The sequence below is a fragment of the Bradyrhizobium sp. WBOS07 genome (genome assembly GCF_024585165.1).
Taxonomy (GTDB): domain Bacteria; phylum Pseudomonadota; class Alphaproteobacteria; order Rhizobiales; family Xanthobacteraceae; genus Bradyrhizobium; species Bradyrhizobium japonicum_B.
This window is the reverse complement of record NZ_CP029008.1, coordinates 848,386-868,679: the sequence shown is the minus strand read 5'-3', so window position 1 is coordinate 868,679 and position 20,294 is coordinate 848,386. Positions and strand designations below refer to the sequence as shown.

The following is a 20,294-nucleotide window of genomic DNA, read 5'->3' as shown; positions in this document are numbered from 1 at the left end:
GCCATGACGATGTGGAGATTATCGTGCCCAAAAAACGCGCGCGGTTCATGTGCGCTGGCCTTGCCTTGCGCGAGAGGAAACGATGCAAACCGTCGTCGTTTGATTAATGCAAATTAACCCGGATTCCGGCCAGTTCGCCAATAACGGTTAGGGTTACTTCCTCGATCTCTAAGCGAATTATTGTCCGCTTTACCACCCGCCTCTAACAGAGGAACGGCGGACAACGCACATGCCTCATACAGGCTAATAAGTGCGGACCGCTCCACGCGGAGGTGGCATAATGCGAAACGAGACGATCGCTATTCACGCCGGTTATGAGCCCGAAGCGACCACGCATGCGGTCGCCGTGCCGATCTACCAGACCGCGGCCTACGCTTTCGACAGCGCCGACCACGGCGCGGCGCTCTTCAACCTCGAGACCGAGGGCTTTCGCTACAGCCGCATCGCCAATCCGACCAGCGCGGTGCTGGAGAAGCGCATCGCTCAGCTCGAAGGCGGCGTCGGCGCGCTCGCGGTCGCGACCGGCCAGGCGGCGCTGCATTTCGCCTTCGTCAACGTCGCCGACCACGGCGGCAACATCGTTTCCGTGCCGCAGCTTTACGGCACCACGCATACTTTGCTCTCGCACATTCTGCCGCGGCAGGGCATCACCGGCCGCTTCGCCGAGAGCGACAGGCCGGAGGCGATCGAGAAGCTGATCGACGAGAACACCCGTGCGGTGTTCGCCGAGACCATCGGCAATCCCGCCGGCAATGTCTGCGACATCGAGGCGCTGGCCAAGGTCGCGCATGCGCATGGCGTGCCGCTGATCGTCGACAACACCGTCGCCACGCCCATCCTGCTCAAGCCGTTCGACTACGGCGCGGACATCGCTGTGCACTCGCTGACCAAGTTCCTGGGCGGTCACGGCACCACGCTCGGCGGCGCCATCGTCGATTCCGGCAACTTCCCCTGGGCCAAGCATGCCGAACGTTTCCCGGCCTACAACAAGCCCGATGCCTCCTATCACGGCCTGGTCTATGCCGAGCGTTTCGGCCGCACCGCTTACATCGAGCGGGCGCGCAGCGTCTATCAGCGCACCATGGGCTCCGTGCTGTCGCCTTTCAACGCCTTCCTGCTGCTGCAGGGCATCGAGACCGTGGCGCTGCGCATGGAGCGTCATGTCGAGAACGCCCGCAAGGTCGCCGAATTCCTCCACAAGGATTCGCGCGTCGCCTGGGTCAATTACAGCGGCTTTGCCGACAGCCCCTATTATCCGCTGGTGCAGAAATATCTCGATGGCAACGCCTCCTCGCTGTTCACCTTCGGCATCAAGGGCGGCATGGAGGCCGGCAAGACCTTCTATGATGCGCTGAAGCTAATCACGCGCCTCGTCAATATCGGCGATGCCAAGTCGCTGGCCTGCCATCCGGCCTCGACCACGCACCGCCAGATGTCGGCGGAGCAGCAGCGCCTTGCCGGGGTGCTGCCGGAGACCATCCGGCTCTCGATCGGCATCGAGCACGTCTCTGATATCATCGAGGACATCGACCAGGCGCTGGACAAGGCCTGCCGGTCGGCGCGCCTCGAGGCCGCGGAGTAGGCGGACGCGCCCATGACGATCCTGATCGACAGGGATCAAGTCATCTCGGGCCCGGCATTGGTGCCGACCGAGTCCGATCTCGCGCACGATCGCGGCGCCGAGCTCACGATCGGTCTCGTCAACAACATGCCGGATCCGGCGCTGAAGGCGACCGAGCGGCAGTTCATGAAGCTGCTCCAGGCCGCCGCCGGCCCGCACCGCATCCGCTTCCACTGCTTCTCGCTTCCGAGCGTGAAGCGGTCGCCGGAAGCGAGGTGGCACGTCGAGAGCGAGTATTCCGACCTTTCGGACCTCAAGCGCCAGAAATTCGACGGCTTGATCGTGACCGGCGCGGAGCCCGTCGCGCCCGAGCTCGACCAGGAGCCGTACTGGCGCGACCTCACCGAGCTGATCGACTGGGCCAAGGCCAACACGCGCTCGACGATCTGGTCGTGCCTTGCCGCGCACGCGGCGGTGCTGCACCTCGACGGCATCGCGCGGCGGCGGCTGCCGGCCAAATGCCACGGCATCTTCGACTGCGAATTGGTGAGGCGCGATCCGTTGACGCGTACCGCGCCGGCGCCGCTGAAGGTCTCGCATTCGCGCCTGAACGAGATCGTGGAGAGCGACCTGGTGCAGGCCGGCTATCAGGTGCTGACGCGCTCGGCTGAGGCCGGCGTCGACGTTTTTGTTCGCCAATATGCCAGCCGCTTCGTGTTCTTCCAGGGGCATCCGGAATACGATGCGCTATCGCTCCAGCGCGAATATCTGCGCGACATCGGCCGCTATCTGGCGCGGGAGCGCGAGATCTATCCGCGCCTGCCCATGAGCTATTTTGACGCAGCGACGGAGGAGAAGCTCGCCCGCTTCCAGAAGAAGGCGGCGCACCAGCGCCATCCGGCGCTCACCAACGAGCTGCCAGGGCTGCATCTGCGCGCCGATATCGGTGCCGGCAGCGCGGCGGCGGTGCTTTTTCGCAATTGGTTGCGGTATCTCAGCGTGGAAGCCAGTGGGCCGGTCCCCGCGGCCTAGCCAATGGATATTGGGTCCGCGTTAGGATTACCCGAGCGTTAGGCTTGCCTCAACCGGCGCGCGAATGTTTCAGTGCGGAAATAAGCACATCACGGGAAACGCAGTCGTGTGGTCGGCACTCCAGGGACGCGTGAGCAATCGGCTGGCCCGGCATTTCCGTGCCGCGCCGCACCGGCTGCCTGCGTCCCATACGCCGATCGTGAGCTTCACCTTCGACGATGCTCCCGACAGCGCCGCAGGCGAGGGCGCCGCGCTTCTCGAGAAGCACGGCGGCCGGGGCACGTTCTATCTCGCCGGCAGCCTGATCGGTCAGCCGTCGGACCACTGGCACGGCATGTCGGACGACGCGATCGTCCGGCTTCATCGCGCCGGTCACGAGATTGCCTGCCATACCTTCTCGCACAAGAGCTCGGCCGATCTCGACGAGGTCGCCATGGCACGCGAGATCGAGCGGAACCGCGCGTATTTTCGCGCGATCGATTCCTCGATCACGCTGGAGAATTTCGCCTATCCCTACGGACTTGCCTCGGTCTGGCGCAAGCCGCAGCTCGCCAGGGCCTTCCGTTCGGCTCGTGGCATCCTTCCCGGCGTCAACAGCGGCGTCATCGACCTGCAGTTCCTGCGCGCCTCGCCCTTGGTCGATTGCGAGACCGATCGAGCGGGCATCGATCGCTATTTCGACGAAGCGGTCGCGCGCGGCGGGTGGCTCATCTTCTATGGTCACGACGTTGCGAGCGCGCCGAGCCCCTATGGCTGCACGCCGGACCTGCTGCGTCACGCGCTGGAAGCCGCCGGAAGGCGCAACATGCCGATCGTGACGGTCGCAGAGGCGTTGCGGCGAATCGGGGCGTAGCCCGTCACCTCTTCCCGTTTGCAGCAGGGCAATTCAATTTTGAACAATCAGCTGAGGTCGTCATGCCCGGGCTTGTCCCGGCCATCCACGTTCTCAATGCGGCGTGGAAAGGCGTGGATGGCCGGGACGAGCCCGGCCATGACGCTGTGGGTACTGGCTGCGCTCCAGCCTCACACCTTATACAGCCGTGCCGTAGGCTCGTAGAGGCGCAAACGCTCTTGCCACGTCCGCGCCAGCATGCGACTGGCGTTGTGACGAATCACACGGCCTGTTTTCCTGAACGCTCATGTCCGTTCCCTCCACCGTCCCGCTGCCTGCGCCTGCCAACGGCCGCGACGCGCTGTCGGTGCTGCATTCGGTGTTCGGCCTGCCGGGTTTTCGCGGCGCCCAGGGCGAGATCATCCGGCATGTCACTGAAGGCGGCAATTGCCTGGTGCTGATGCCGACCGGCGGCGGCAAGTCGCTGTGCTATCAACTTCCCTCGCTGCTGCGCGAAGGCTGCGGCATCGTGGTGTCGCCGTTGATCGCGTTGATGCGCGATCAGGTCGCCGGACTGATCGAGGCCGGCGTCAACGCGGCCGCGCTGAACTCGTCGCTGACACCGCAGGAGGCCTCCGATATCGAGCGCCGCCTGCTCGCGGGCGATCTCGATCTGCTCTATGTCGCCCCGGAACGCCTGGTCACGCCGCGCTGCCTGTCGCTGCTGGCGCAAGCGAAGGTGGCACTGTTCGCGATCGACGAGGCGCATTGCGTCTCGCAATGGGGCCATGACTTCCGCCCCGAATATGTCGGCCTCTCCATCATCGCCGAGCGCTTTCCCGACGTGCCGCGCATCGCGCTGACCGCGACCGCGGACGAGCTGACGCGCAAGGAGATCGTCGCGCGGCTTCAGCTCGCGGATGCGCCGCAATTCGTATCGAGCTTCGACCGGCCCAACATCCGCTACGAGATCGTCGACAAGCGCAACGCGGTGTCGCAGCTGAAGGAGTTCATCCGGGAGCGGCATGCGGGCGATGCCGGCGTGGTCTATTGCCTGTCGCGCAACCGCGTCGAGGAGGTCGCCGCCGCGCTTCAGGACGCAGGCATCGCGGCGCTGCCCTACCATGCCGGGCTCGACGGGGCGTTGCGCTCGCGCAACCAGGACCGCTTTCTCAATGAGGACGGCATCGTCATCGTTGCGACCGTGGCGTTCGGCATGGGCATCGACAAGCCCGACGTGCGCTTCGTCGCCCATCTCGACCTGCCCAAGAGCATCGAGGCCTATTACCAGGAGACGGGCCGCGCCGGCCGCGACGGCAAGCCGTCGGCGGCCTGGATGACCTATGGGCTCTCGGACATCGTGCAGCAGCGCCGCATGATCGACGAGTCCAGCGCCTCCGACGAATTCAAGCGTGTCTCGATCGGCAAGCTCGATGCGCTGGTCGGCCTCGCCGAAACGCCGCACTGCCGGCGCCGGCGGCTGCTCGCCTATTTCGGCGAGATCGTGATGAGCGAGCATTGCGGCAATTGCGACAATTGCCTGACGCCGCCGAAGATGCGCGACGGCAAGGTGCTGGCGCAGAAGCTGCTGTCCTGCGTCTATCGCACCGGCCAGCGTTTTGGCGCGATGCACCTGATCGACGTGCTGGTCGGGCGCCTGACCGAGAAGGTGACGCAATTCGGCCACGACAAATTGTCGGTGTTCGGCATCGGGCGCGAGCTCAACGAAAAGCAGTGGCGCACCGTGCTGCGGCAGCTGGTGGCGATGGGCCATTTGCTCAGCGACAGCGAGGCGTTCGGCGCGCTGAAGCTGACCGAGACCGCGCGCGGCGTGCTGCGCGGCGAGACGGAAGTGTGGCTGCGCGAGGAGGCGCCCGGCACGCGCATTCGCGCGAGCCGCGGCAAGTCCCGCCGCGGCGACCTTGCGCCCGCCGCCGACGCCGCGCAGTGCGATGTCGATCCCGAGCTGCGCGCGCGGCTGCGCTCGTGGCGTTCGGAGGTCGCGCGCGAGCGCGGCGTGCCGGCCTATGTGGTGCTGCACGATGCCACCATCGACGGCATCGTCCGGGCCTGGCCGACGACTCGCGACGAGCTCCGCAATATCCCCGGCATCGGCGACAAGAAGCTCGAGCATTACGGTGACGAGCTGCTGCAGATCGTCAGGACGCGGTAGCAATCCAAAACCCCCGCCGTCATCCCGGACAAGCGAAGCGCAGATCCGGGATCCATAACCACAGGCCGGTGTGGTGACGGCAGGCCGGCCACCACGAGCCGTCGCAAAACGACTGCTGCGGCGTATGGGTCCCGGATCGGCGCGCGCTCAGGGCGCGCTTGTCCGGGACGACAGCTGTGTAGAAGGCGAGAGCTACGCCCTCACTCACCCATTCCTGAACGCGTAGGCGTAGCCGTTCAGCGCGGGGGCGCCGCCGAGATGGGCGTAGAGGATCTTCGCGCCCTTCTCGAAATAGCCCTTCTTCGCGAGGTCAATCAGGCCCTGCATCGACTTGCCCTCGTAGACGGGGTCGGTGATCATGCCTTCGAGACGCGCGCTGAGGCGGATCGCCTCCTTGGTCTCTTCCGAGGGCACGCCATAGGCGGGATAGGCGTAGTCTTCGATCAGGACGACGTCGTCGGCAACGAGCTGCTTGCCCAGCTCGACGAGCCCGGCGGTGTTCTGCGCGATCTCGAGCACCTGCGCTTTGGTCTGCGCCGGCGTGAACGAGGCGTCGATCCCGATCACCTTGCGAGCGCGGCCATCGGCGGCGAAGCCGACCAGCATGCCGGCATGGGTCGAGCCGGTCACCGTGCAGACGATGATATAGTCGAACTTGAAGCCGAGCGCGGCTTCCTGCTTGCGCACTTCCTCGGCGAAGCCGACATAGCCGAGCCCGCCGTATTTGTGCACGGAGGCGCCGGCGGGAATGGCGTAAGGCTTGCCGCCCGCGGCCTTCACTTCCTCGATCGCCTGCTCCCAGCTCTTGCGGATGCCGATGTCGAAGCCCTCGTCGACCAGGCGCACGTCGGCGCCCATGATGCGCGAGAGCATGATGTTGCCGACGCGGTCATAGACGGCGTCCTCGTGCGGCACCCAGGCTTCCTGCACCAGGCGGCACTTCATGCCGATCTTGGCCGCGACCGCCGCGATCATGCGGGTGTGGTTCGACTGCACGCCGCCGATCGAGACCAGGGTGTCGGCGTTGGAGGCGATCGCATCAGGGATGATGTATTCGAGCTTGCGCAGCTTGTTGCCGCCATAGGCGAGGCCGGAATTGCAGTCCTCGCGCTTGGCATAGATCTCGACATTGCCGCCGAGGTGCTTGGACAGCCGCTCCAGCTTCTCGATGGGCGTCGGGCCGAAGGTCAGGGGATAGCGCGGAAATTTGTCGAGCTTCATGGGTCATCCCGATTGGCGTTGATGGCGGCAGCTGCCTAGCATCGCACGAGCGAAATGTGCTCCCGAATGTTGCGCGCATACTGCGCTTTTGCTTACACTATCGGCCCAATAGGCAAATAATTCTTCCATAACTCTGTCAGTGAGTGAAAGCTTCTTTCATGTCAGCCCGTCTGGACCGTATTGACCTTAAGATCTTGAGATTATTGCAAAATAATGGGCGGCTCAGTAACGCCGAGCTGGCCGAGACGGTCGCGATCAGCCCCGCCACCTGCCACCGCCGGACCCAGCGCCTGTTCGAGGACGGGTTCATCGCGGCCGTCCGCGCCATGGTCGCTCCCAAGAAAGTGGCGAAGGGCACGCTGGTGATGGTCGGCGTCGTGCTCGACCGCTCCACGCCGGAGAGCTTCGCCAGCTTCGAGCAGGCGATCGCCAGGTTGAAATTCGTGCTCGATTGCCACCTCGTCGCCGGCGACTTCGACTATTTCCTGAAGATCCGCGTCGGCGACATGGAGGATTTCAACCGCATCCACGGCGAGCAACTGATCGCACTGCCCGGCGTGCGCCAGACCCGCACCTTCTTCGTGATGAAGGAGGTCGTGGACAACGCGCCGCTGGAATTTTGAGCGCGTACGCGAAGCGCCTCGTGCTAGATGGACGTCAGTTTTCGAGGAATCGCCTGGTCATGCCGATGGACCCACTTCCCTTCCGCAACGCGGCCGGGCCTGCCTATCGGCGCGGCTGGGTCGACGAGGCCGTCGCCGCGATCGAGGCCGACCAGTGCCGCACCGCCGATACGCATCTGATCCGGCTGATCGTGCCGGCGCTATCGGGCATCGATATCTATCTGAAGGACGAGTCCACCCATCCGACCGGCAGCCTGAAGCATCGCCTGGCGCGATCGCTATTTCTCTACGCGCTCTGCAACGGTCACATCCGTGAAGGCACACCTGTGGTCGAGGCCTCGTCGGGATCGACTGCGGTGTCGGAGGCCTATTTCGCAGAGATGATTGGGGTCCCCTTCTACGCCGTGATGCCGCGCACGACCTCGGCGGAGAAGATCGCCGCGATCGAGCACTATGGCGGCCATTGCCACCTGATCGACGATGGCCGTGCGCTCTATGCGGAAGCCGTCGCGCTCGCCTCGCGCCTGAACGGTCACTACATGGACCAGTTCACCTTCGCCGAGCGTGCCACCGACTGGCGCGGCAACAACAACATCGCCGAGTCGATCTTTACGCAATTGCAGGGCGAGCGGCGCCCGCTGCCCGACTGGATCGTGATGGGCGCGGGCACCGGTGGCACCTCGGCCACGATCGGGCGCTATTTGCGCTATCGGCAATATCCGACACGTCTGTGCGTTGCCGATGTCGAGCATTCCGCTTTCTTCGACTGCTTCCGCTCGCAGGACCGCTCTCATGTCTGCGATCGTCCGTCGCTGATCGAGGGCGTCGGCCGGCCGCGTTGCGAGCCCTCCTTCGTGCCCGAAGTGGTCGACCGCATGATGAAGATTCCGGACGCGGCCACGATCGCGGCGATGAACGTGTTGTCGCGCCGGCTGCGCCGTCCGGTGGGCGGCTCCACCGGCACCAATTTCCTGGCGCTGTGCCGGCTGGCCTCAGAGATGCGCCAGGCCAACATCGTGGGGTCGCTGGTGACGTTGATCTGCGATTCCGGCGAGCGCTACCGGCAAACCTATTACGAGCCCGAATGGCTGAAGGCGCGCGGGCTCGATCCGGCTCCGTTCGAGGCGGCGCTGTCGTCGTTCCTTGCGACCGGTGAGCCGCTGAAGCTCGCCGTCGATGACGTCGCAAATCCCAAGGGCGCGTCCGACGCTTCGGTGCCGCCGCAATAGCTGCGTCCTTCGATCAATCCGCTGCCTTGCTTGCAGGCGATCTGCGCGCTCGTCACGCGTTTGCGGATGCGATCGGCGCCGTCAGTTGCGGATCGCGTAGAGCGGCGTTCGCAGGGTCAGCTGGTAAGACGGCTTCGGGGTCCAGGCGATCTGTGCGGTGATGCCGAACAGGCGATTGTCGTTGTCGTCCATGCGATCAAGGTCGAGCCGCAGGATCGGCTGCATGAAGGATTCCGCAAGCGCCCGGCCCGCCAGCTGCGCGCCGCCGAACGACTGCATGCCAAGGCGTCCGGTGAATTTCCAGTTGCTCGGCCATTGGTAATAGCCGCCGGCATAGAGGATCGTGTTCGGCCGGATGCTGGCGAATGGGCTGGCGATGGTGGTGTAGGTATGCTGCACGCCGGTCAGCCAGCCCCGCGTCTCGTCCTCGTCGAGCGCGTAGTCGAATTCCAGGATGTTGTTCAGCGAATTCGTCATGCCGTGATCGTTCGGCACAGATTGCGTCAAGGTCGATTGCAGCGTGATGGTCGGAATTGCGCCGCCATCCTGCCGGTAGAGGTCGGCCTGCACGCCGATGTTCCAGCTCGTGATGTCGAACCTCGACCAGCCGTCGCCAATGTCGGTCGTCGAGCCTGACACGCCGCCATAAAGCGAGACGCGGTCGTCGACGTCGACGGTGAGCGGCAGGTCGACGGCAATCGATTTCGCGGCCGGCAGACCGTTCGGCAACGTTGCGCCTCTGCGCACCGCCAGGGCTTGCAGCGCGGCCGATAGCGAGCTGGTGCCGAAACCGAGTCCGAGCGTCCCTGCCGGAACCGACGCATAGCTCGTGCGCAGATCGAGATAGAGGTTCGGGACGGCAGGTTGCGCTGCTGCATCCTCTTCATCTTCGGCGGAGTAGGCGGCGCTGACCGAAATCGTCAGGCAGGCCAGTCCCATCGCGGCAGCGCGCAAACTCGGACGATACGATGGGCGGTGAGGAGACACGAGACAATCCGACGCGCGGGCGAAATCGCGCGCTAGATGGAACGTGATCGCTGTCGCGGTCAAGCGCCATCCGCGAGCCATGGACTGCATCGACGGGCGCGGCTACCTTGGCGTGACTGCACCGACCCGCTCGCCGGCCGGAGCAGGCCGGAACAATGGAGGACGACAGCCATGACCACGTCACGCCGCATCCTGCTCGCCGGAATGGCAGGGCTCGCCGTCGCTCCGGCCGCCGTGGCCGCGGTACCCGCGCCGGCGCGCGATGACACGACGGTTGCCGAAGAACGCTTTGCGCGCATGATCGCCGCAGCGCATGCGCCCGACGTCACCTGCGGCCGCCAGGCGGAGCGTTATGCGGACGCGCATTGGCCTGACTATGTCATGGCGGCCAGGGCCGTGCTCGGCGCGCGGGTGTGATCTACCTCTCTACCGCTCGCCGCACCTGCTCGCCGATCTGCGACAGCACGAGCTGTGCCTGCGGCAGGATCGCGCCCATGGCGTGGAAATTGTGAACCATGCCGTCGTGGCAGACATGCTCGACGGCGACGCCTGCGGCGAGCAGCTTGCGGGCATAGGCATTGCCCTCATCGCGCATCGGGTCGTACTCGGCGGTGTGGATGATCGCGGTCGGCAGGCCTGTGAGCCGTGTGGCGCGCAGCGGAGACACGCGGGGATCGGCCGTGTCGACGCCCTCAGGCAGATAGTCGGAAAGATCGGCCTCGATCGTGACGCGGTCGATCAGATGGCCCTCGGCAAAGGCCTCGCGTGACGGCGAGGTTTCCTCGAAATCCAGCACCGGGCAGATCAGGCATTGTGCGGCGATGGCAAGGCCCGCGGTCTGTGCCGCCTCCTGGCACACGATCGCGGCGAGCGTTGCACCGGCGGAATCGCCGCCGACCACCAGGCGGTCCGCGTCGATGCCGAGCGATGCGGCCTCGCGCGCGACCCATTCGGTGGCGGCAATGGCATCGTCGACGGCGGCAGGAAACCTATGCTCCGGCGCGAGCCGGTAATTGACGGAAATAAGACGGCAGCCGGTGGCATGCGCCAGCGCCGCCGCGATGCGGTCATGCGTGGCAATGCCGCCGGCGACGAGGCCGCCGCCGTGAAAGAACACGAAGCCCGGTGCAACCTCGTCGGCATTTGCAGGCGTGTAGAGGCGATAAAGCAGATCGCCGTCGCGGCCGGGCAGCACGCCGTCGCGCGTCGTCACATCGGGCGCATCCGCGCGCGCGAACTGCATCAGCTTGGCCAGCGATTGCCGCCGCGCCTCCACGCTCGGCCGGCTTTTCGCCTGCGGCGCGGCCGCGGCCATCATGGTCAACAAGCGCTTTGCGAGCGGATCGAGCGGCATGGCAATCTCCGTATCATTGCCCGCATTATAGCCTGTTTGGCGCGTTTTACCCGCCAGGAGAGAGTGCTGGCCCGACAGCAAATCGTTTAGGAATTGGGACAATAGTGCCCTTATATTTCCAAGGGGAGGCCGTCATGGCCGAGATCAAGAAGCCGATCGAATATTCGCCGAGCTGGACCTTCTTCGAGGGCAAATGGCATGACGGCAACGTGCCGATCATGGGCCCTCGCACGCACGCGGCCTGGCTCGGCTCGGTGGTATTCGATGGTGCGCGCGCGTTCGAGGGCGTCGCGCCCGATCTCGACCGTCACCTCGCGCGCGCCAATCAATCTGCGATCAGTTTCGGCCTGAAGCCGGTGGTCGATACCGACACCTGGCTCGGGCTTGCGCGCGAGGGCATTGCGCGCTTTGCGGCCAATGCCGAGCTCTACGTCCGTCCAATGTATTGGGCGCAGAACGGTTCGGGCGGCGGCGTGCTGTTCGACCCGGAGACCACCAATTGGTGCCTGTGCATCTACGAGGCGCCGATGCCAAAGCCGGTCGGCAACGCCGTCACCCTGTCGCCGTTCCGCCGCCCGACCGCCGAATGCGCGCCGGTCGAGGCGAAGGCGGCCTGCCTCTATCCGAACAATTCGCGTGCGCTGGCGGAAGCCGCCTCGCGCGGCTTTCAGAACGCGCTGATGCTGGACATGCTCGGCAACGTCGCCGAGTTCGGCAATTCCAACGTGTTCATGGCCAAGGACGGCGTGGTCTATACGCCGGCTCCCAACGGCACGTTCCTCAACGGCATCACGCGCCAGCGCGTTATCGGGCTGCTTCGCGGCGACGGCGTCAATGTGGTCGAGAAGACGTTGCGCTATGCCGATTTCCTCGCGGCCGACGAAATCTTCTCCACCGGCAATTTCGCCAAGGTCGCTCCGGTGATGCGCATCGACGAGCGCGAGCTGAAGCCGGGTCCGCTCTACGCCAGGGCGCGAAAGCTCTATTGGGACTTTGCGCATGCGGTAAAGCTGGCGGCTTGAACCCGCAATTTCCCCTCGACATGCCCGGGCTTGTCCCGGGCATCCACGTTCTTCTGAGGACGCCGTGGTGCGTGGATGGCCGGGACAAGCCCGGCCATGACGGGAGCTATCTGCGCTTCCGAAACCGGCTGAACTGAAACGCCTGCGTCGAATCCCACGGCGTCTGGTGCATCTCGCTGCGGGTCTCGATCAGCTCGAACTCCGGCCCGAGCTCGGCTTTGAGGCTGGCGCTGTCATGGCGCTGCACCGGCAGGCCGCTGCATTTCTCCGGACCATCGGGCGCAAAGGTCGCGATGATGACGTGGCCGCCCGGCGCAACCGCCGACCGCAATCGCTCGACGTAAGCCGCCCTGTCGCGCGGGTCGGTCAGGAAGTGGAACGCGGCGCGGTCGTGCCAGACCTCGTAGGTCTTTGCCGGCTGCCAACTGGTGGCATCGGCAACGATCCAGTCGACCATCGAAGCGGCAGCGCCGATGCGCTTCTTCGCCGTGTCAAGCGCATGTGCGGAAAGATCCAGCACAGCGACGTCGCGATATCCGTCAGCCAACAGCGCATCGACCAGACGCGAAGCGCCGCCGCCGATATCGATGATGGCCGATCCGCGATCGGGATTGCTCGCTCGGATCATCGCGAGCGAGGTCGATGGGCTATCCTGAAACCAGCTGACCTCGTCCTCGCCCTTGGTGGCGTAGACGCTGTCCCAATGGGAGCTTCGGTCGGACATTCTGTATTCTCCGGCTCAATCGGGTGCCGGGACGAAGGAAGCTACTCCTCCTTCTTCGACATCCGCTCCAGGCGCTCCTGCATTTCCTTCATCTGCTGGCGCAAATCGTCGATGTTGCTGTCCTTCGGCGCTTCGGCATTCGCTTCGGACTCCGCCTCGGCGGCGGTCGCCGGGCGCGGCGGGACGAAGGGCTTGAACATCGAGAAGGTCTGCTGGAACAGCTCCATGTTGCGACGAACTTGTTCTTCCAAGGGAGCAAAAGGAGTGCCGGACAGCGTGTTGGCGATCTGCTTGCGGAACTTCTCTTGCTCCTGGGTCAGGGTCGCGATCGACTGCTCCAGATATTTCGGCACCACCATCTGCATGCTGTCGCCGTAGAAGCGGATCAGCTGGCGCAGGAAGGTGGTCGGGAGCAGGTTCTGGCCGGCCTTGTTCTCCTGCTCGAAGATGATCTGGGCGAGCACCGAGCGGGTGATGTCGTCGCCGGTCTTGGCGTCATAGACCAGGAAATCCTCGCCTTCCTTGACCATCGCGGCGAGGTCTTCCAGCGTCACGTAGGTGCTGGTCCCGGTGTTATAGAGCCGGCGGTTCGCGTATTTCTTGATGGTGGTGGGTTGGTCTGATTTCGCCATGGGCTCTCACTTGCAAGGACGCGGAGAACGGGAACCCGGCGGGCCATGCCGCAGGGCGGGAAGAGTACGCAACGCAACAAAATAAGCATTTTCAAAGGGGTCACGCTACCGTTTTGTGCGGCACGGTTAATCGCAGAGCAAAATCTTGCTTGCGAAAGCGCCAAGAACGCTATTTTGAATGCGCTGCGGCATGAATTCGGTCGCCGGCCGATTGACATGCCTCAACGACGTTAACAGGATGGCTCACGACACTGGCGAGCGGTTTCGTAGAGCCCCGCCTGCCCCCATTCAAAGAACCACAAGCCTCAGGAGATGCCCATGTCAGACGATGTCGTCATCGTCAGCGCCGCCCGCACCCCGGTCGGTAGCTTCAACGGAGCGTTCGCGACCCTTCCCGCCCACGATCTCGGCGCCATCGCCATCAAGGCGGCATTGGAGCGCGGTGGCATCGAGCCCGGCCGGGTCTCGGAGGTCATCATGGGGCAGATCCTGACCGCAGCCCAGGGCCAGAACCCGGCCCGTCAGGCCTCGATCGGCGCTGGCATCCCGGTGGAGAGCCCGGCCTGGGGCGTCAACCAGCTTTGCGGCTCGGGCCTGCGCACGGTTGCGCTCGGCTACCAGGCGCTGCTCAACGGCGATTCCGAGATCGTGGTTGCCGGCGGCCAGGAATCCATGAGCATGGCCCCGCACGCCCAGTATCTGCGCGGCGGCGTCAAGATGGGCCCCGTCGAGTTCGTCGACACGATGATCAAGGACGGTCTGTGGGATGCCTTCAACGGCTACCACATGGGCAACACCGCCGAGAACGTCGCGCGGCAATGGCAGATCACCCGCGTCCAGCAGGACGAGTTCGCGGTGGCCTCGCAGCAGAAGGCCGAGGCGGCGCAGAAGGCCGGCAAGTTCAACGACGAGATCGTTCCCGTCACCATCAAGACCCGCAAGGGCGACGTCGTCGTCAGCGCCGACGAATATCCGCGTCACGGCGCAACGCTCGACGCGATGGCCAAGCTCCGTCCCGCCTTCGAGAAGGATGGCACGGTCACCGCGGGCTCTGCATCCGGCATCAATGACGGCGCTGCCGCCGTGGTGCTGATGACCGCCAAGCAGGCGGCCAAGGAAGGCAAGAAGCCGCTGGCGCGAATCGTCTCCTGGGCGCAGGCCGGCGTCGATCCCAAGATCATGGGCTCGGGCCCGATCCCGGCTTCACGCGCCGCGCTGAAGAAGGCGGGCTGGAATGTCGGCGATCTCGATCTGATCGAGGCCAACGAAGCCTTCGCGGCCCAGGCCTGTGCCGTCAACAAGGACCTCGGCTGGGACACCTCCAAGGTCAACGTCAATGGCGGCGCGATCGCGATCGGCCATCCGGTCGGTGCGTCCGGTGCGCGCGTGCTGGTGACGCTGCTGCACGAAATGCAGAAGCGCGATTCGAAGAAGGGCCTCGCCACGCTGTGCATCGGCGGCGGCATGGGTATCGCGATGTGCATCGCGCGCGACTGACGATGGCTGACGTGCAGCTTGCGCGCAGTTTGCGGGTGCGCTGCACACCTCAGTGAGTGCGTTGCACGCGACTAAAAAGGCAGCGGCTGCAAATCAAATATTCTTCGCAATCGCGCAGGCCTCGACTAAATACAAACGCCCGGCTCGACGCCGGGCGTTTTGTTCTTGATGTCCGTCAAACCAACCGCATAATCCAACGTTAAAAAACGATCACGTCAGAAACGTCCGAGAGTCCAAGGAAGAGTCCAAGGGAAGGAATACGACATGGCACGTGTTGCATTGGTCACGGGGGGTACGCGGGGCATCGGTGCTGCGATCAGCAAGGCGCTGAAGGCGGCCGGCTACAAGGTCGCGGCGAGCTATGCCGGCAACGACGCGGCGGCGGAGAAGTTCAAGGCCGAGACCGGCATTGCCGTCTACAAATGGGACGTCAGCAGCTTCGAGGCCTGCGCCGAAGGCGTGAAGAAGGTCGAGGCCGATCTCGGCCCGGTCGAGGTGCTCGTCAACAATGCCGGCATCACCCGCGACACCGCCTTCCACAAGATGACGCTCGAGCAGTGGAACGCCGTCATCAACACCAATCTCGGCTCGCTGTTCAACATGACGCGCCAGGTCATCGAGGGCATGCGCGCGCGCAAGTTCGGCCGCATCATCTCGATCTCGTCGATCAACGGACAGAAGGGGCAGTTCGGCCAGGTCAATTATTCCGCGGCCAAGGCCGGCGACATCGGCTTCACCAAGGCCTTGGCGCTGGAGAACGCCAAGGGCGGCATCACCGTGAATGCGATCTGCCCCGGCTACATCAACACCGAAATGGTGCAGGCGGTGCCGAAGGACGTTCTGGAGAAGAACGTGATCCCGCAGATCCCGACCAACAGGCTCGGCGAGCCCGAGGAGATCGCGCGCGCGGTCGTGTTCCTCGCCGCCGACGAGTCCGGTTTCATCACGGGATCGACGCTGACGGTCAACGGCGGCCAGTACATGGTGTGATGCGATCGCATCACGCCGGCTGATATTTCTCGCATCGTCATGCCCGGGCTTGTCCCGGGCATCCACGGCCTTACAACAGCCGTCGCCACGAAGAACGTGGATAGCCGGGACAAGCCCGGCCATGACGGAAACATTGGGCCGATGACTCCCCGCACTGCCACGCTGATCGGATTGACCGCGATCCTGATGTGGTCGCTGCTCTCGGTGATGACCGTGGCGACCGGAAAGATTCCGGCGTTCCAGCTCGCCGCAATGACCTTTGCGATCGGCGGCCTGGTCGGCCTGCTCACCTGGATCGGCCGTGGCGACGCCGCGAAGAGCCTGCGTCAGCCGCTGGTCGTCTGGGTCGTCGGCGTCGGCGGCCTGTTCGGCTATCACGCGCTGTATTTCCTCGCGCTCCGCTTCGCGCCGCCGGCCGAGGCCGGCCTCCTGAACTACATGTGGCCGCTTCTGATCGTGCTGTTCTCGTCGTTCCTGCCGGGTGAGCGGCTCGCTTTGCATCACATCGTCGGCGCCGTGCTCGGCCTCGTCGGCACCGTGCTGCTGTTCGCCGGCAACACGAGCGGGTTTGCGCCGGGAGCGGTGCCGGGACTCATCGCGGCCTTTATCGCGGCATTCGTCTGGGCGGCCTATTCGGTGCTGTCGCGCCGTTTGAAGGCGGTGCCGACCGATGCGGTCGCCGGCTTCTGCCTGGCCACAGCCTTGCTGGCCGCGCTGATGCATGGCCTGCTTGAGACCACGGTGTGGCCGGAGACGGGCTTGCAATGGCTCTCCGTGATCGCGCTCGGCATCGGTCCCGTCGGCGCCGCCTTCTACGCCTGGGACATCGGCATGAAACGCGGCGACATCCGCGTGCTCGGCGCCGCCTCCTACGCGACCCCGCTGCTCTCGACCGGCTTCCTCATCGCCGCCGGCTTCGCCAAGGCCAGCGCCAACATCGCGATTGCCGCGATCCTGATTGCCGGCGGTGGCCTGATCGCGGCCAAGGACATGGTGCTGAGGAAGCGATGATTGTCATTCCGGGGCGCGCGAAGCGCGAACCCGGAATCCATCGATCCGCGTCATTGGTGCCGAAGTGGATTTCGGGACTACGGCTCCCAGCCCTTTGGAGCGAGCTCGAAGCCTGCGAACTCGAATGCGGGCGCGACAGTGCAGCCGACCAGGGTCCATTCGCCTGATGTTTCCGCCATCTGCCAGGCATGCGCCGGCACGATCGCCTGCGGCCGCTCGCCGCCGGCGAGGTCGGTGCCGAGCCGCACCTCGTGCTGGGAGCAGCCGTCATAGGCAACGCGCAGCATCAAGGGGCTGCCGGCATAATAATGCCAGGTCTCGACCGCATCGACGCGATGCCAGTGCGAGCGCTCGCCGCGGGCGAGCAGGAAATAGATCAGGGTCGAGCGCGAGCGGCCGTTGGCGTCGGTGGCCTTGTCGCGAAACGTCTCGCGATAATGGCCGCCCTCGGGATGCGGTCGCAGTTCAAGGCGCGCGATGATCTCGGCTGCGGTCGGCATCGAACCCCGTCAGACTTGCTTTTCAGGATTTATTCTTGCGCTCGCGCAGCTCGCCGAACACTGCGGCGGCATCCGCGCCCTTCATGTGCAGCCTGGCGGCGACCTGTGGCTCGTCGGCGCGCAGGAAGACGTTGGCGCGTTTCTCCTCGCCCAGCAGCGTCGGAATGGTCGGCTTGTTCTCGGCCCGCAGCTTCGCCACTTCCGCCGCGCGCGCCTGCAGCGCCGCATTGTCGGGCTCGACGGTCAATGCGAACTTGACGTTGGAGGCCGTGTATTCGTGGCCGCAATAGAGCTTGAAGTCGTCGGGCAGGGCGCGCAGCTTGAGAAGCGAATCCCACATCATCGGATAGGTGCCCTCGAACACGCGGCCGCAACCGATCGAGAACAGCGTGTCGGCGGCGAAGACCGTCTTCTCGGTGTCGAACACGTAGGAGACGTGGTCGAGCGTGTGGCCGGGCGTCTCCAGGACGCGCGCCAGCAGATTGCCGATCTTGACCACGTCGGCATTGGCCACACGCAGGTCGACGTTCGCGATCTCAGTCCCCTTGTCGTGCGGCGCGACGACGCGGCAATTGTACTTGGCCTTGAGCTCAGCGACGCCGCCGACATGATCGCCGTGATGATGGGTGATCAGGATGTCGGTGAGCTGCCAGCCCTCGCGGTCCAATGCCTTCAGGATGGGGCCGGCCTCCGGCGCGTCGATCGACGCCGTCGCCTTGGTCTCCACATCGTGGATCAGATAACCGAAATTGTCGTTTAAACAGGTGAAAATACGAATTTCGGCGGCCATGTCATCTCCATCGGGCTCAGCCCCGCCAGACAAATATGGCGTTAACGTTGCGCAGGCAATGCAATATTCCGCGCGCAGGCGCAGCCCTGCGCATGTTACATTGCGGTCATGACCATCGACGTCGTCGACCTCCGCGAGTTCTATTCCCGCCGCCTCGGGATCGTGGCGCGACAAATGATCAATCGCGGCATCAGGGAGCGCTGGCCGGGCGCGGAGGGCCAGCGCGTGCTCGGCCTCGGCTATCCCACGCCCTATCTGGGGTTGTTCCGCGAGGACGCCGAGCGCTGCATCGCCTTCATGCCCGCGGCCCAGGGCGTGCTGAAATGGCCGACGGGACGGCCAGCGCTGGCCTCGCTGGTCGACGAATTCTCGCTGCCGCTTGCCGACGCCGCCGTCGACCGCATCCTGCTGGTTCACGCGCTGGAGATGTCGGACGATCCGGCCGCGCTGCTGCGCGAGGTGTGGCGCGTGCTGTCGCCCTCAGGCCGCGTGATCGCCGTGATCCCGAACCGGCGCGGGGTGTGGACCCGCACGGACAGCACGCCGTTCGGCCACGGCCGGCCCTATTCGCGCTCGCAGATCACCGATCTGTTGCGCCAGACCTGGTTCACGCCGACCGCGTGGGGCGAGGCGCTGTTCATGCCGCCCTATGCCGGCGGCTGGGTGCTGAGATCGGCACAGATGTGGGAGCGCGCCGGTGCGGCGCTGTCGCTGCCCTTTGCCGGCGTGCACATCGTCGAGGCCACCAAGCAGGTCTACCGCGCGATCCCCGCCAAGCGCGAGCGGGCGCGGCTGATTCCCTCGCTCGCCAAGCCGGTGCTGGTGCCGTCCTCGACGGTGACGCGTAGCTGAAAAATCGTCCCGGCGCGAGGCCGGGACGAGTTCGGATCAGAACAGCAGAAAGAGCTTACTCGCCGGGCGCGAGATCGTCGCTCGAGGCGGCTGGCGCTGCCTCGCGCTCGGGGCGCGGGCCATGGGGCCGGCGCCGACGGCGCGGAAACCGTTCGCCACCGCCGCCACCCTCGAAGCCGGGCTGGCCACCATTTGCGCCGACATTCACCTGCGGCTGCGGGCCAGTGATGAAGGACGGCAGGCGATCGACACCGCCGGCATCGGCGATGACGGGCTGCGGCTGGTTCGCCGGCAGCGGCTGCGGCTGATATTGCGGCTGCGGGCGATGATCGCGCTCGCGGTGCTCGCGCGGCTGGTGGTCGCGCTGATAGGGCTGCTGCTGGTTGTCGCGTGGCTGATGATCACGCTGGTGATGTTCGCGCTGACCGTCGCGGTCGCGTGCGAAAGGCTGCTGCGGCGGCTGCGGGACGAAGCCCGGCTCCTGGCCGAAATTCGAGAAATTCTCGCCGTCGTCTTCATCGTCGCCGCTGGGGCTGCTGATGGGCTCGTCACCGCGCGGCTGCTGGTTCTGGCGGAATTGCTCCTGCGCCGCCGCGATCAGACGGAAATAATGCTCGGCATGCTGGTAGTAGTTCTCCGCCGCAACGGGGTCTCCGGAGGAGCGGGCGTCGCGCGCAAGCTGCAGGTACTTTTCGGCGATGTGCGAGGCCGTGCCGCGGATCTTGATGTCGGGTCCGTTGGACTCGTAGACCCGGGTCATCGGGTTCTGGCTGCGCCGATTGTTGTTGTTATTGTTGTTGCGGTTGCGCATCCGCTGCTTGTTCTGACCGTTTCTCATGTCCTGCCTTTAATTCCAGCCCTAAAGGTTGCACGCATTACTGATTGCTAGGAGTGACCTGGTGACAGCGGTTCACGTCGCACGCGCGCACCGCGCGCAAGAGCGGATCCAACCCTGCCGATGTTCGTCGACCGTCGCGTTCAACAAGGACGCGTTCCCCACCCGCCAGCATTGATCGCCAGCGAATCCATTCATTTTGCCTGCCGAAACAAGCCCAGCGGTGTTGCGTAAGTCTTCAAGCGCAATATCAGGCTTTCGTTCACGTTGCGGTCGGAGAGCAGCGCAGCTCCACTGGCTATCGCGCTTCACAGGACCTGCGGCTTGGAACCTATAATCAGTAAAGCTCTCGCCCGAGAGCCCGGCTTTCACCCGCAAGTCTACGGGGCCGGCACCGATGTGTTGATCGGAACGTAGTCGTTCCCAAGG

At 65.0% G+C, this 20,294-nt stretch carries 20 protein-coding genes; 12 read left to right on the top strand and 8 right to left on the bottom strand.

From position 1 onward, the window contains the following. Positions 1–280: 280 nt before the first annotated feature. The 4 genes from DCM79_RS04145 to recQ all read left to right on the top strand — a co-directional run bounded on the left by DCM79_RS04145 (position 281) and on the right by recQ (position 5,598). Positions 281–1,582, top strand: coding sequence for an O-acetylhomoserine aminocarboxypropyltransferase/cysteine synthase family protein (locus tag DCM79_RS04145; protein WP_257178766.1), 1,302 nt, complete (start codon positions 281–283; stop codon positions 1,580–1,582). A 12-nt stretch (positions 1,583–1,594) separates the two neighbouring features. Beyond that, positions 1,595–2,593, top strand: a complete 999-nt coding sequence (locus tag DCM79_RS04140; RefSeq protein ID WP_257178765.1) for a homoserine O-succinyltransferase — start codon at positions 1,595–1,597, stop codon at positions 2,591–2,593. A gap of 106 nt (positions 2,594–2,699) precedes the next feature. Continuing rightward, complete coding sequence (locus tag DCM79_RS04135) at positions 2,700–3,446, top strand: polysaccharide deacetylase family protein (RefSeq protein WP_257182517.1); 747 nt, start codon at positions 2,700–2,702, stop codon at positions 3,444–3,446. A 286-nt stretch (positions 3,447–3,732) separates the two neighbouring features. After that, the gene (recQ, locus tag DCM79_RS04130; RefSeq protein ID WP_257178763.1) at positions 3,733–5,598 is read left to right on the top strand and encodes a DNA helicase RecQ; all 1,866 of its coding nucleotides are present in this window, start codon (positions 3,733–3,735) and stop codon (positions 5,596–5,598) included. A 204-nt stretch (positions 5,599–5,802) separates the two neighbouring features. Here the strand turns inward: recQ and DCM79_RS04125 are convergent, their stop codons facing one another. Then, positions 5,803–6,819, bottom strand: a complete 1,017-nt coding sequence (locus DCM79_RS04125; protein ID WP_257178762.1) for a 1-aminocyclopropane-1-carboxylate deaminase — start codon at positions 6,817–6,819, stop codon at positions 5,803–5,805. 158 nt (positions 6,820–6,977) lie between these two features. On the opposite strand from DCM79_RS04125, the gene DCM79_RS04120 reads away from it, so the two are divergent. Together DCM79_RS04120 and DCM79_RS04115 are read left to right on the top strand one after the other, a co-directional pair. After that, positions 6,978–7,442, top strand: coding sequence for an Lrp/AsnC family transcriptional regulator (locus DCM79_RS04120; RefSeq protein ID WP_257178761.1), 465 nt, complete (start codon positions 6,978–6,980; stop codon positions 7,440–7,442). Positions 7,443–7,507: 65 nt separating this feature from the next. Then, a complete protein-coding gene (locus DCM79_RS04115; protein ID WP_257178760.1) occupies positions 7,508–8,671 on the top strand; it encodes a PLP-dependent cysteine synthase family protein in 1,164 nt (387 codons plus the stop codon). 81 nt (positions 8,672–8,752) lie between these two features. On the opposite strand, the gene DCM79_RS04110 is transcribed toward DCM79_RS04115, so the two are convergent. Further along, positions 8,753–9,625, bottom strand: coding sequence for a hypothetical protein (locus tag DCM79_RS04110; protein WP_257180688.1), 873 nt, complete (start codon positions 9,623–9,625; stop codon positions 8,753–8,755). 204 nt (positions 9,626–9,829) lie between these two features. On the opposite strand from DCM79_RS04110, the gene DCM79_RS04105 reads away from it, so the two are divergent. Continuing rightward, a complete protein-coding gene (locus tag DCM79_RS04105) occupies positions 9,830–10,075 on the top strand; it encodes a hypothetical protein (protein WP_257178759.1) in 246 nt (81 codons plus the stop codon). Position 10,076: 1 nt separating this feature from the next. Here the strand turns inward: DCM79_RS04105 and DCM79_RS04100 are convergent, their stop codons facing one another. Continuing rightward, positions 10,077–11,012, bottom strand: a complete 936-nt coding sequence (locus DCM79_RS04100; protein WP_257178758.1) for an alpha/beta hydrolase — start codon at positions 11,010–11,012, stop codon at positions 10,077–10,079. 134 nt (positions 11,013–11,146) lie between these two features. Between DCM79_RS04100 and DCM79_RS04095 the strand changes: the two genes are divergently transcribed. Next, the gene (locus DCM79_RS04095) at positions 11,147–12,034 is read left to right on the top strand and encodes a branched-chain amino acid aminotransferase (protein WP_257178757.1); all 888 of its coding nucleotides are present in this window, start codon (positions 11,147–11,149) and stop codon (positions 12,032–12,034) included. Between the two features lie 106 nt (positions 12,035–12,140). On the opposite strand, the gene DCM79_RS04090 is transcribed toward DCM79_RS04095, so the two are convergent. Both DCM79_RS04090 and phaR read right to left on the bottom strand, forming a co-directional pair. After that, positions 12,141–12,758 (bottom strand): trans-aconitate 2-methyltransferase, encoded by a 618-nt coding sequence (locus tag DCM79_RS04090; RefSeq protein WP_257178756.1) that lies wholly within the window; start codon positions 12,756–12,758, stop codon positions 12,141–12,143. A gap of 41 nt (positions 12,759–12,799) precedes the next feature. Continuing rightward, positions 12,800–13,390, bottom strand: a complete 591-nt coding sequence (gene phaR / locus DCM79_RS04085) for a polyhydroxyalkanoate synthesis repressor PhaR (RefSeq protein WP_028139066.1) — start codon at positions 13,388–13,390, stop codon at positions 12,800–12,802. 318 nt (positions 13,391–13,708) lie between these two features. On the opposite strand from phaR, the gene DCM79_RS04080 reads away from it, so the two are divergent. The 3 genes from DCM79_RS04080 (at position 13,709) to DCM79_RS04070 (ending at position 16,888) form a co-directional block, all read left to right on the top strand. Continuing rightward, complete coding sequence (locus DCM79_RS04080) at positions 13,709–14,887, top strand: acetyl-CoA C-acetyltransferase (protein ID WP_257178755.1); 1,179 nt, start codon at positions 13,709–13,711, stop codon at positions 14,885–14,887. Between the two features lie 264 nt (positions 14,888–15,151). Further along, on the top strand, positions 15,152–15,877 hold the full coding sequence (gene phbB, locus DCM79_RS04075; protein ID WP_028139064.1) for an acetoacetyl-CoA reductase: 726 nt from the start codon (positions 15,152–15,154) through the stop codon (positions 15,875–15,877). Positions 15,878–16,018: 141 nt separating this feature from the next. Continuing rightward, entirely contained in the window at positions 16,019–16,888 is an 870-nt protein-coding gene (locus DCM79_RS04070) for a DMT family transporter (protein ID WP_257178753.1), read from the top strand. A gap of 77 nt (positions 16,889–16,965) precedes the next feature. Here the strand turns inward: DCM79_RS04070 and DCM79_RS04065 are convergent, their stop codons facing one another. Beyond that, positions 16,966–17,388, bottom strand: coding sequence for a cupin domain-containing protein (locus DCM79_RS04065; RefSeq protein WP_257178752.1), 423 nt, complete (start codon positions 17,386–17,388; stop codon positions 16,966–16,968). Positions 17,389–17,410: 22 nt separating this feature from the next. After that, on the bottom strand, positions 17,411–18,178 hold the full coding sequence (gloB, locus tag DCM79_RS04060; protein WP_257178751.1) for a hydroxyacylglutathione hydrolase: 768 nt from the start codon (positions 18,176–18,178) through the stop codon (positions 17,411–17,413). A gap of 108 nt (positions 18,179–18,286) precedes the next feature. Here gloB and DCM79_RS04055 point away from each other — a divergent pair, with 108 nt between their 5' ends. Next, positions 18,287–19,030: a class I SAM-dependent methyltransferase gene (locus DCM79_RS04055; protein WP_257178750.1), complete on the top strand. Its 744-nt coding sequence runs from the start codon at positions 18,287–18,289 to the stop codon at positions 19,028–19,030. Between the two features lie 55 nt (positions 19,031–19,085). On the opposite strand, the gene DCM79_RS04050 is transcribed toward DCM79_RS04055, so the two are convergent. After that, positions 19,086–19,868: a DUF4167 domain-containing protein gene (locus DCM79_RS04050; protein ID WP_028139059.1), complete on the bottom strand. Its 783-nt coding sequence runs from the start codon at positions 19,866–19,868 to the stop codon at positions 19,086–19,088. Positions 19,869–20,294: the final 426 nt, after the last annotated feature.

Bases quoted from the DNA above. Each gene is read 5' to 3' on its own strand.
- DCM79_RS04145 (WP_257178766.1), top strand. From the start codon at position 281: ATGCGAAACGAGACGATCGCTATTCACGCCGGTTATGAGCCCGAAGCG.
- DCM79_RS04140 (WP_257178765.1), top strand. From the start codon at position 1,595: ATGACGATCCTGATCGACAGGGATCAAGTCATCTCGGGCCCGGCATTG.
- recQ (WP_257178763.1), top strand. From the start codon at position 3,733: ATGTCCGTTCCCTCCACCGTCCCGCTGCCTGCGCCTGCCAACGGCCGC.
- DCM79_RS04125 (WP_257178762.1), bottom strand. From the start codon at position 6,819: ATGAAGCTCGACAAATTTCCGCGCTATCCCCTGACCTTCGGCCCGACG.
- DCM79_RS04120 (WP_257178761.1), top strand. From the start codon at position 6,978: ATGTCAGCCCGTCTGGACCGTATTGACCTTAAGATCTTGAGATTATTG.
- DCM79_RS04115 (WP_257178760.1), top strand. From the start codon at position 7,508: ATGGACCCACTTCCCTTCCGCAACGCGGCCGGGCCTGCCTATCGGCGC.
- DCM79_RS04105 (WP_257178759.1), top strand. From the start codon at position 9,830: ATGACCACGTCACGCCGCATCCTGCTCGCCGGAATGGCAGGGCTCGCC.
- DCM79_RS04100 (WP_257178758.1), bottom strand. From the start codon at position 11,012: ATGCCGCTCGATCCGCTCGCAAAGCGCTTGTTGACCATGATGGCCGCG.
- DCM79_RS04095 (WP_257178757.1), top strand. From the start codon at position 11,147: ATGGCCGAGATCAAGAAGCCGATCGAATATTCGCCGAGCTGGACCTTC.
- DCM79_RS04090 (WP_257178756.1), bottom strand. From the start codon at position 12,758: ATGTCCGACCGAAGCTCCCATTGGGACAGCGTCTACGCCACCAAGGGC.
- phaR (WP_028139066.1), bottom strand. From the start codon at position 13,390: ATGGCGAAATCAGACCAACCCACCACCATCAAGAAATACGCGAACCGC.
- DCM79_RS04080 (WP_257178755.1), top strand. From the start codon at position 13,709: ATGTCAGACGATGTCGTCATCGTCAGCGCCGCCCGCACCCCGGTCGGT.
- phbB (WP_028139064.1), top strand. From the start codon at position 15,152: ATGGCACGTGTTGCATTGGTCACGGGGGGTACGCGGGGCATCGGTGCT.
- DCM79_RS04070 (WP_257178753.1), top strand. From the start codon at position 16,019: ATGACTCCCCGCACTGCCACGCTGATCGGATTGACCGCGATCCTGATG.
- DCM79_RS04065 (WP_257178752.1), bottom strand. From the start codon at position 17,388: ATGCCGACCGCAGCCGAGATCATCGCGCGCCTTGAACTGCGACCGCAT.
- gloB (WP_257178751.1), bottom strand. From the start codon at position 18,178: ATGGCCGCCGAAATTCGTATTTTCACCTGTTTAAACGACAATTTCGGT.
- DCM79_RS04055 (WP_257178750.1), top strand. From the start codon at position 18,287: ATGACCATCGACGTCGTCGACCTCCGCGAGTTCTATTCCCGCCGCCTC.
- DCM79_RS04050 (WP_028139059.1), bottom strand. From the start codon at position 19,868: ATGAGAAACGGTCAGAACAAGCAGCGGATGCGCAACCGCAACAACAAT.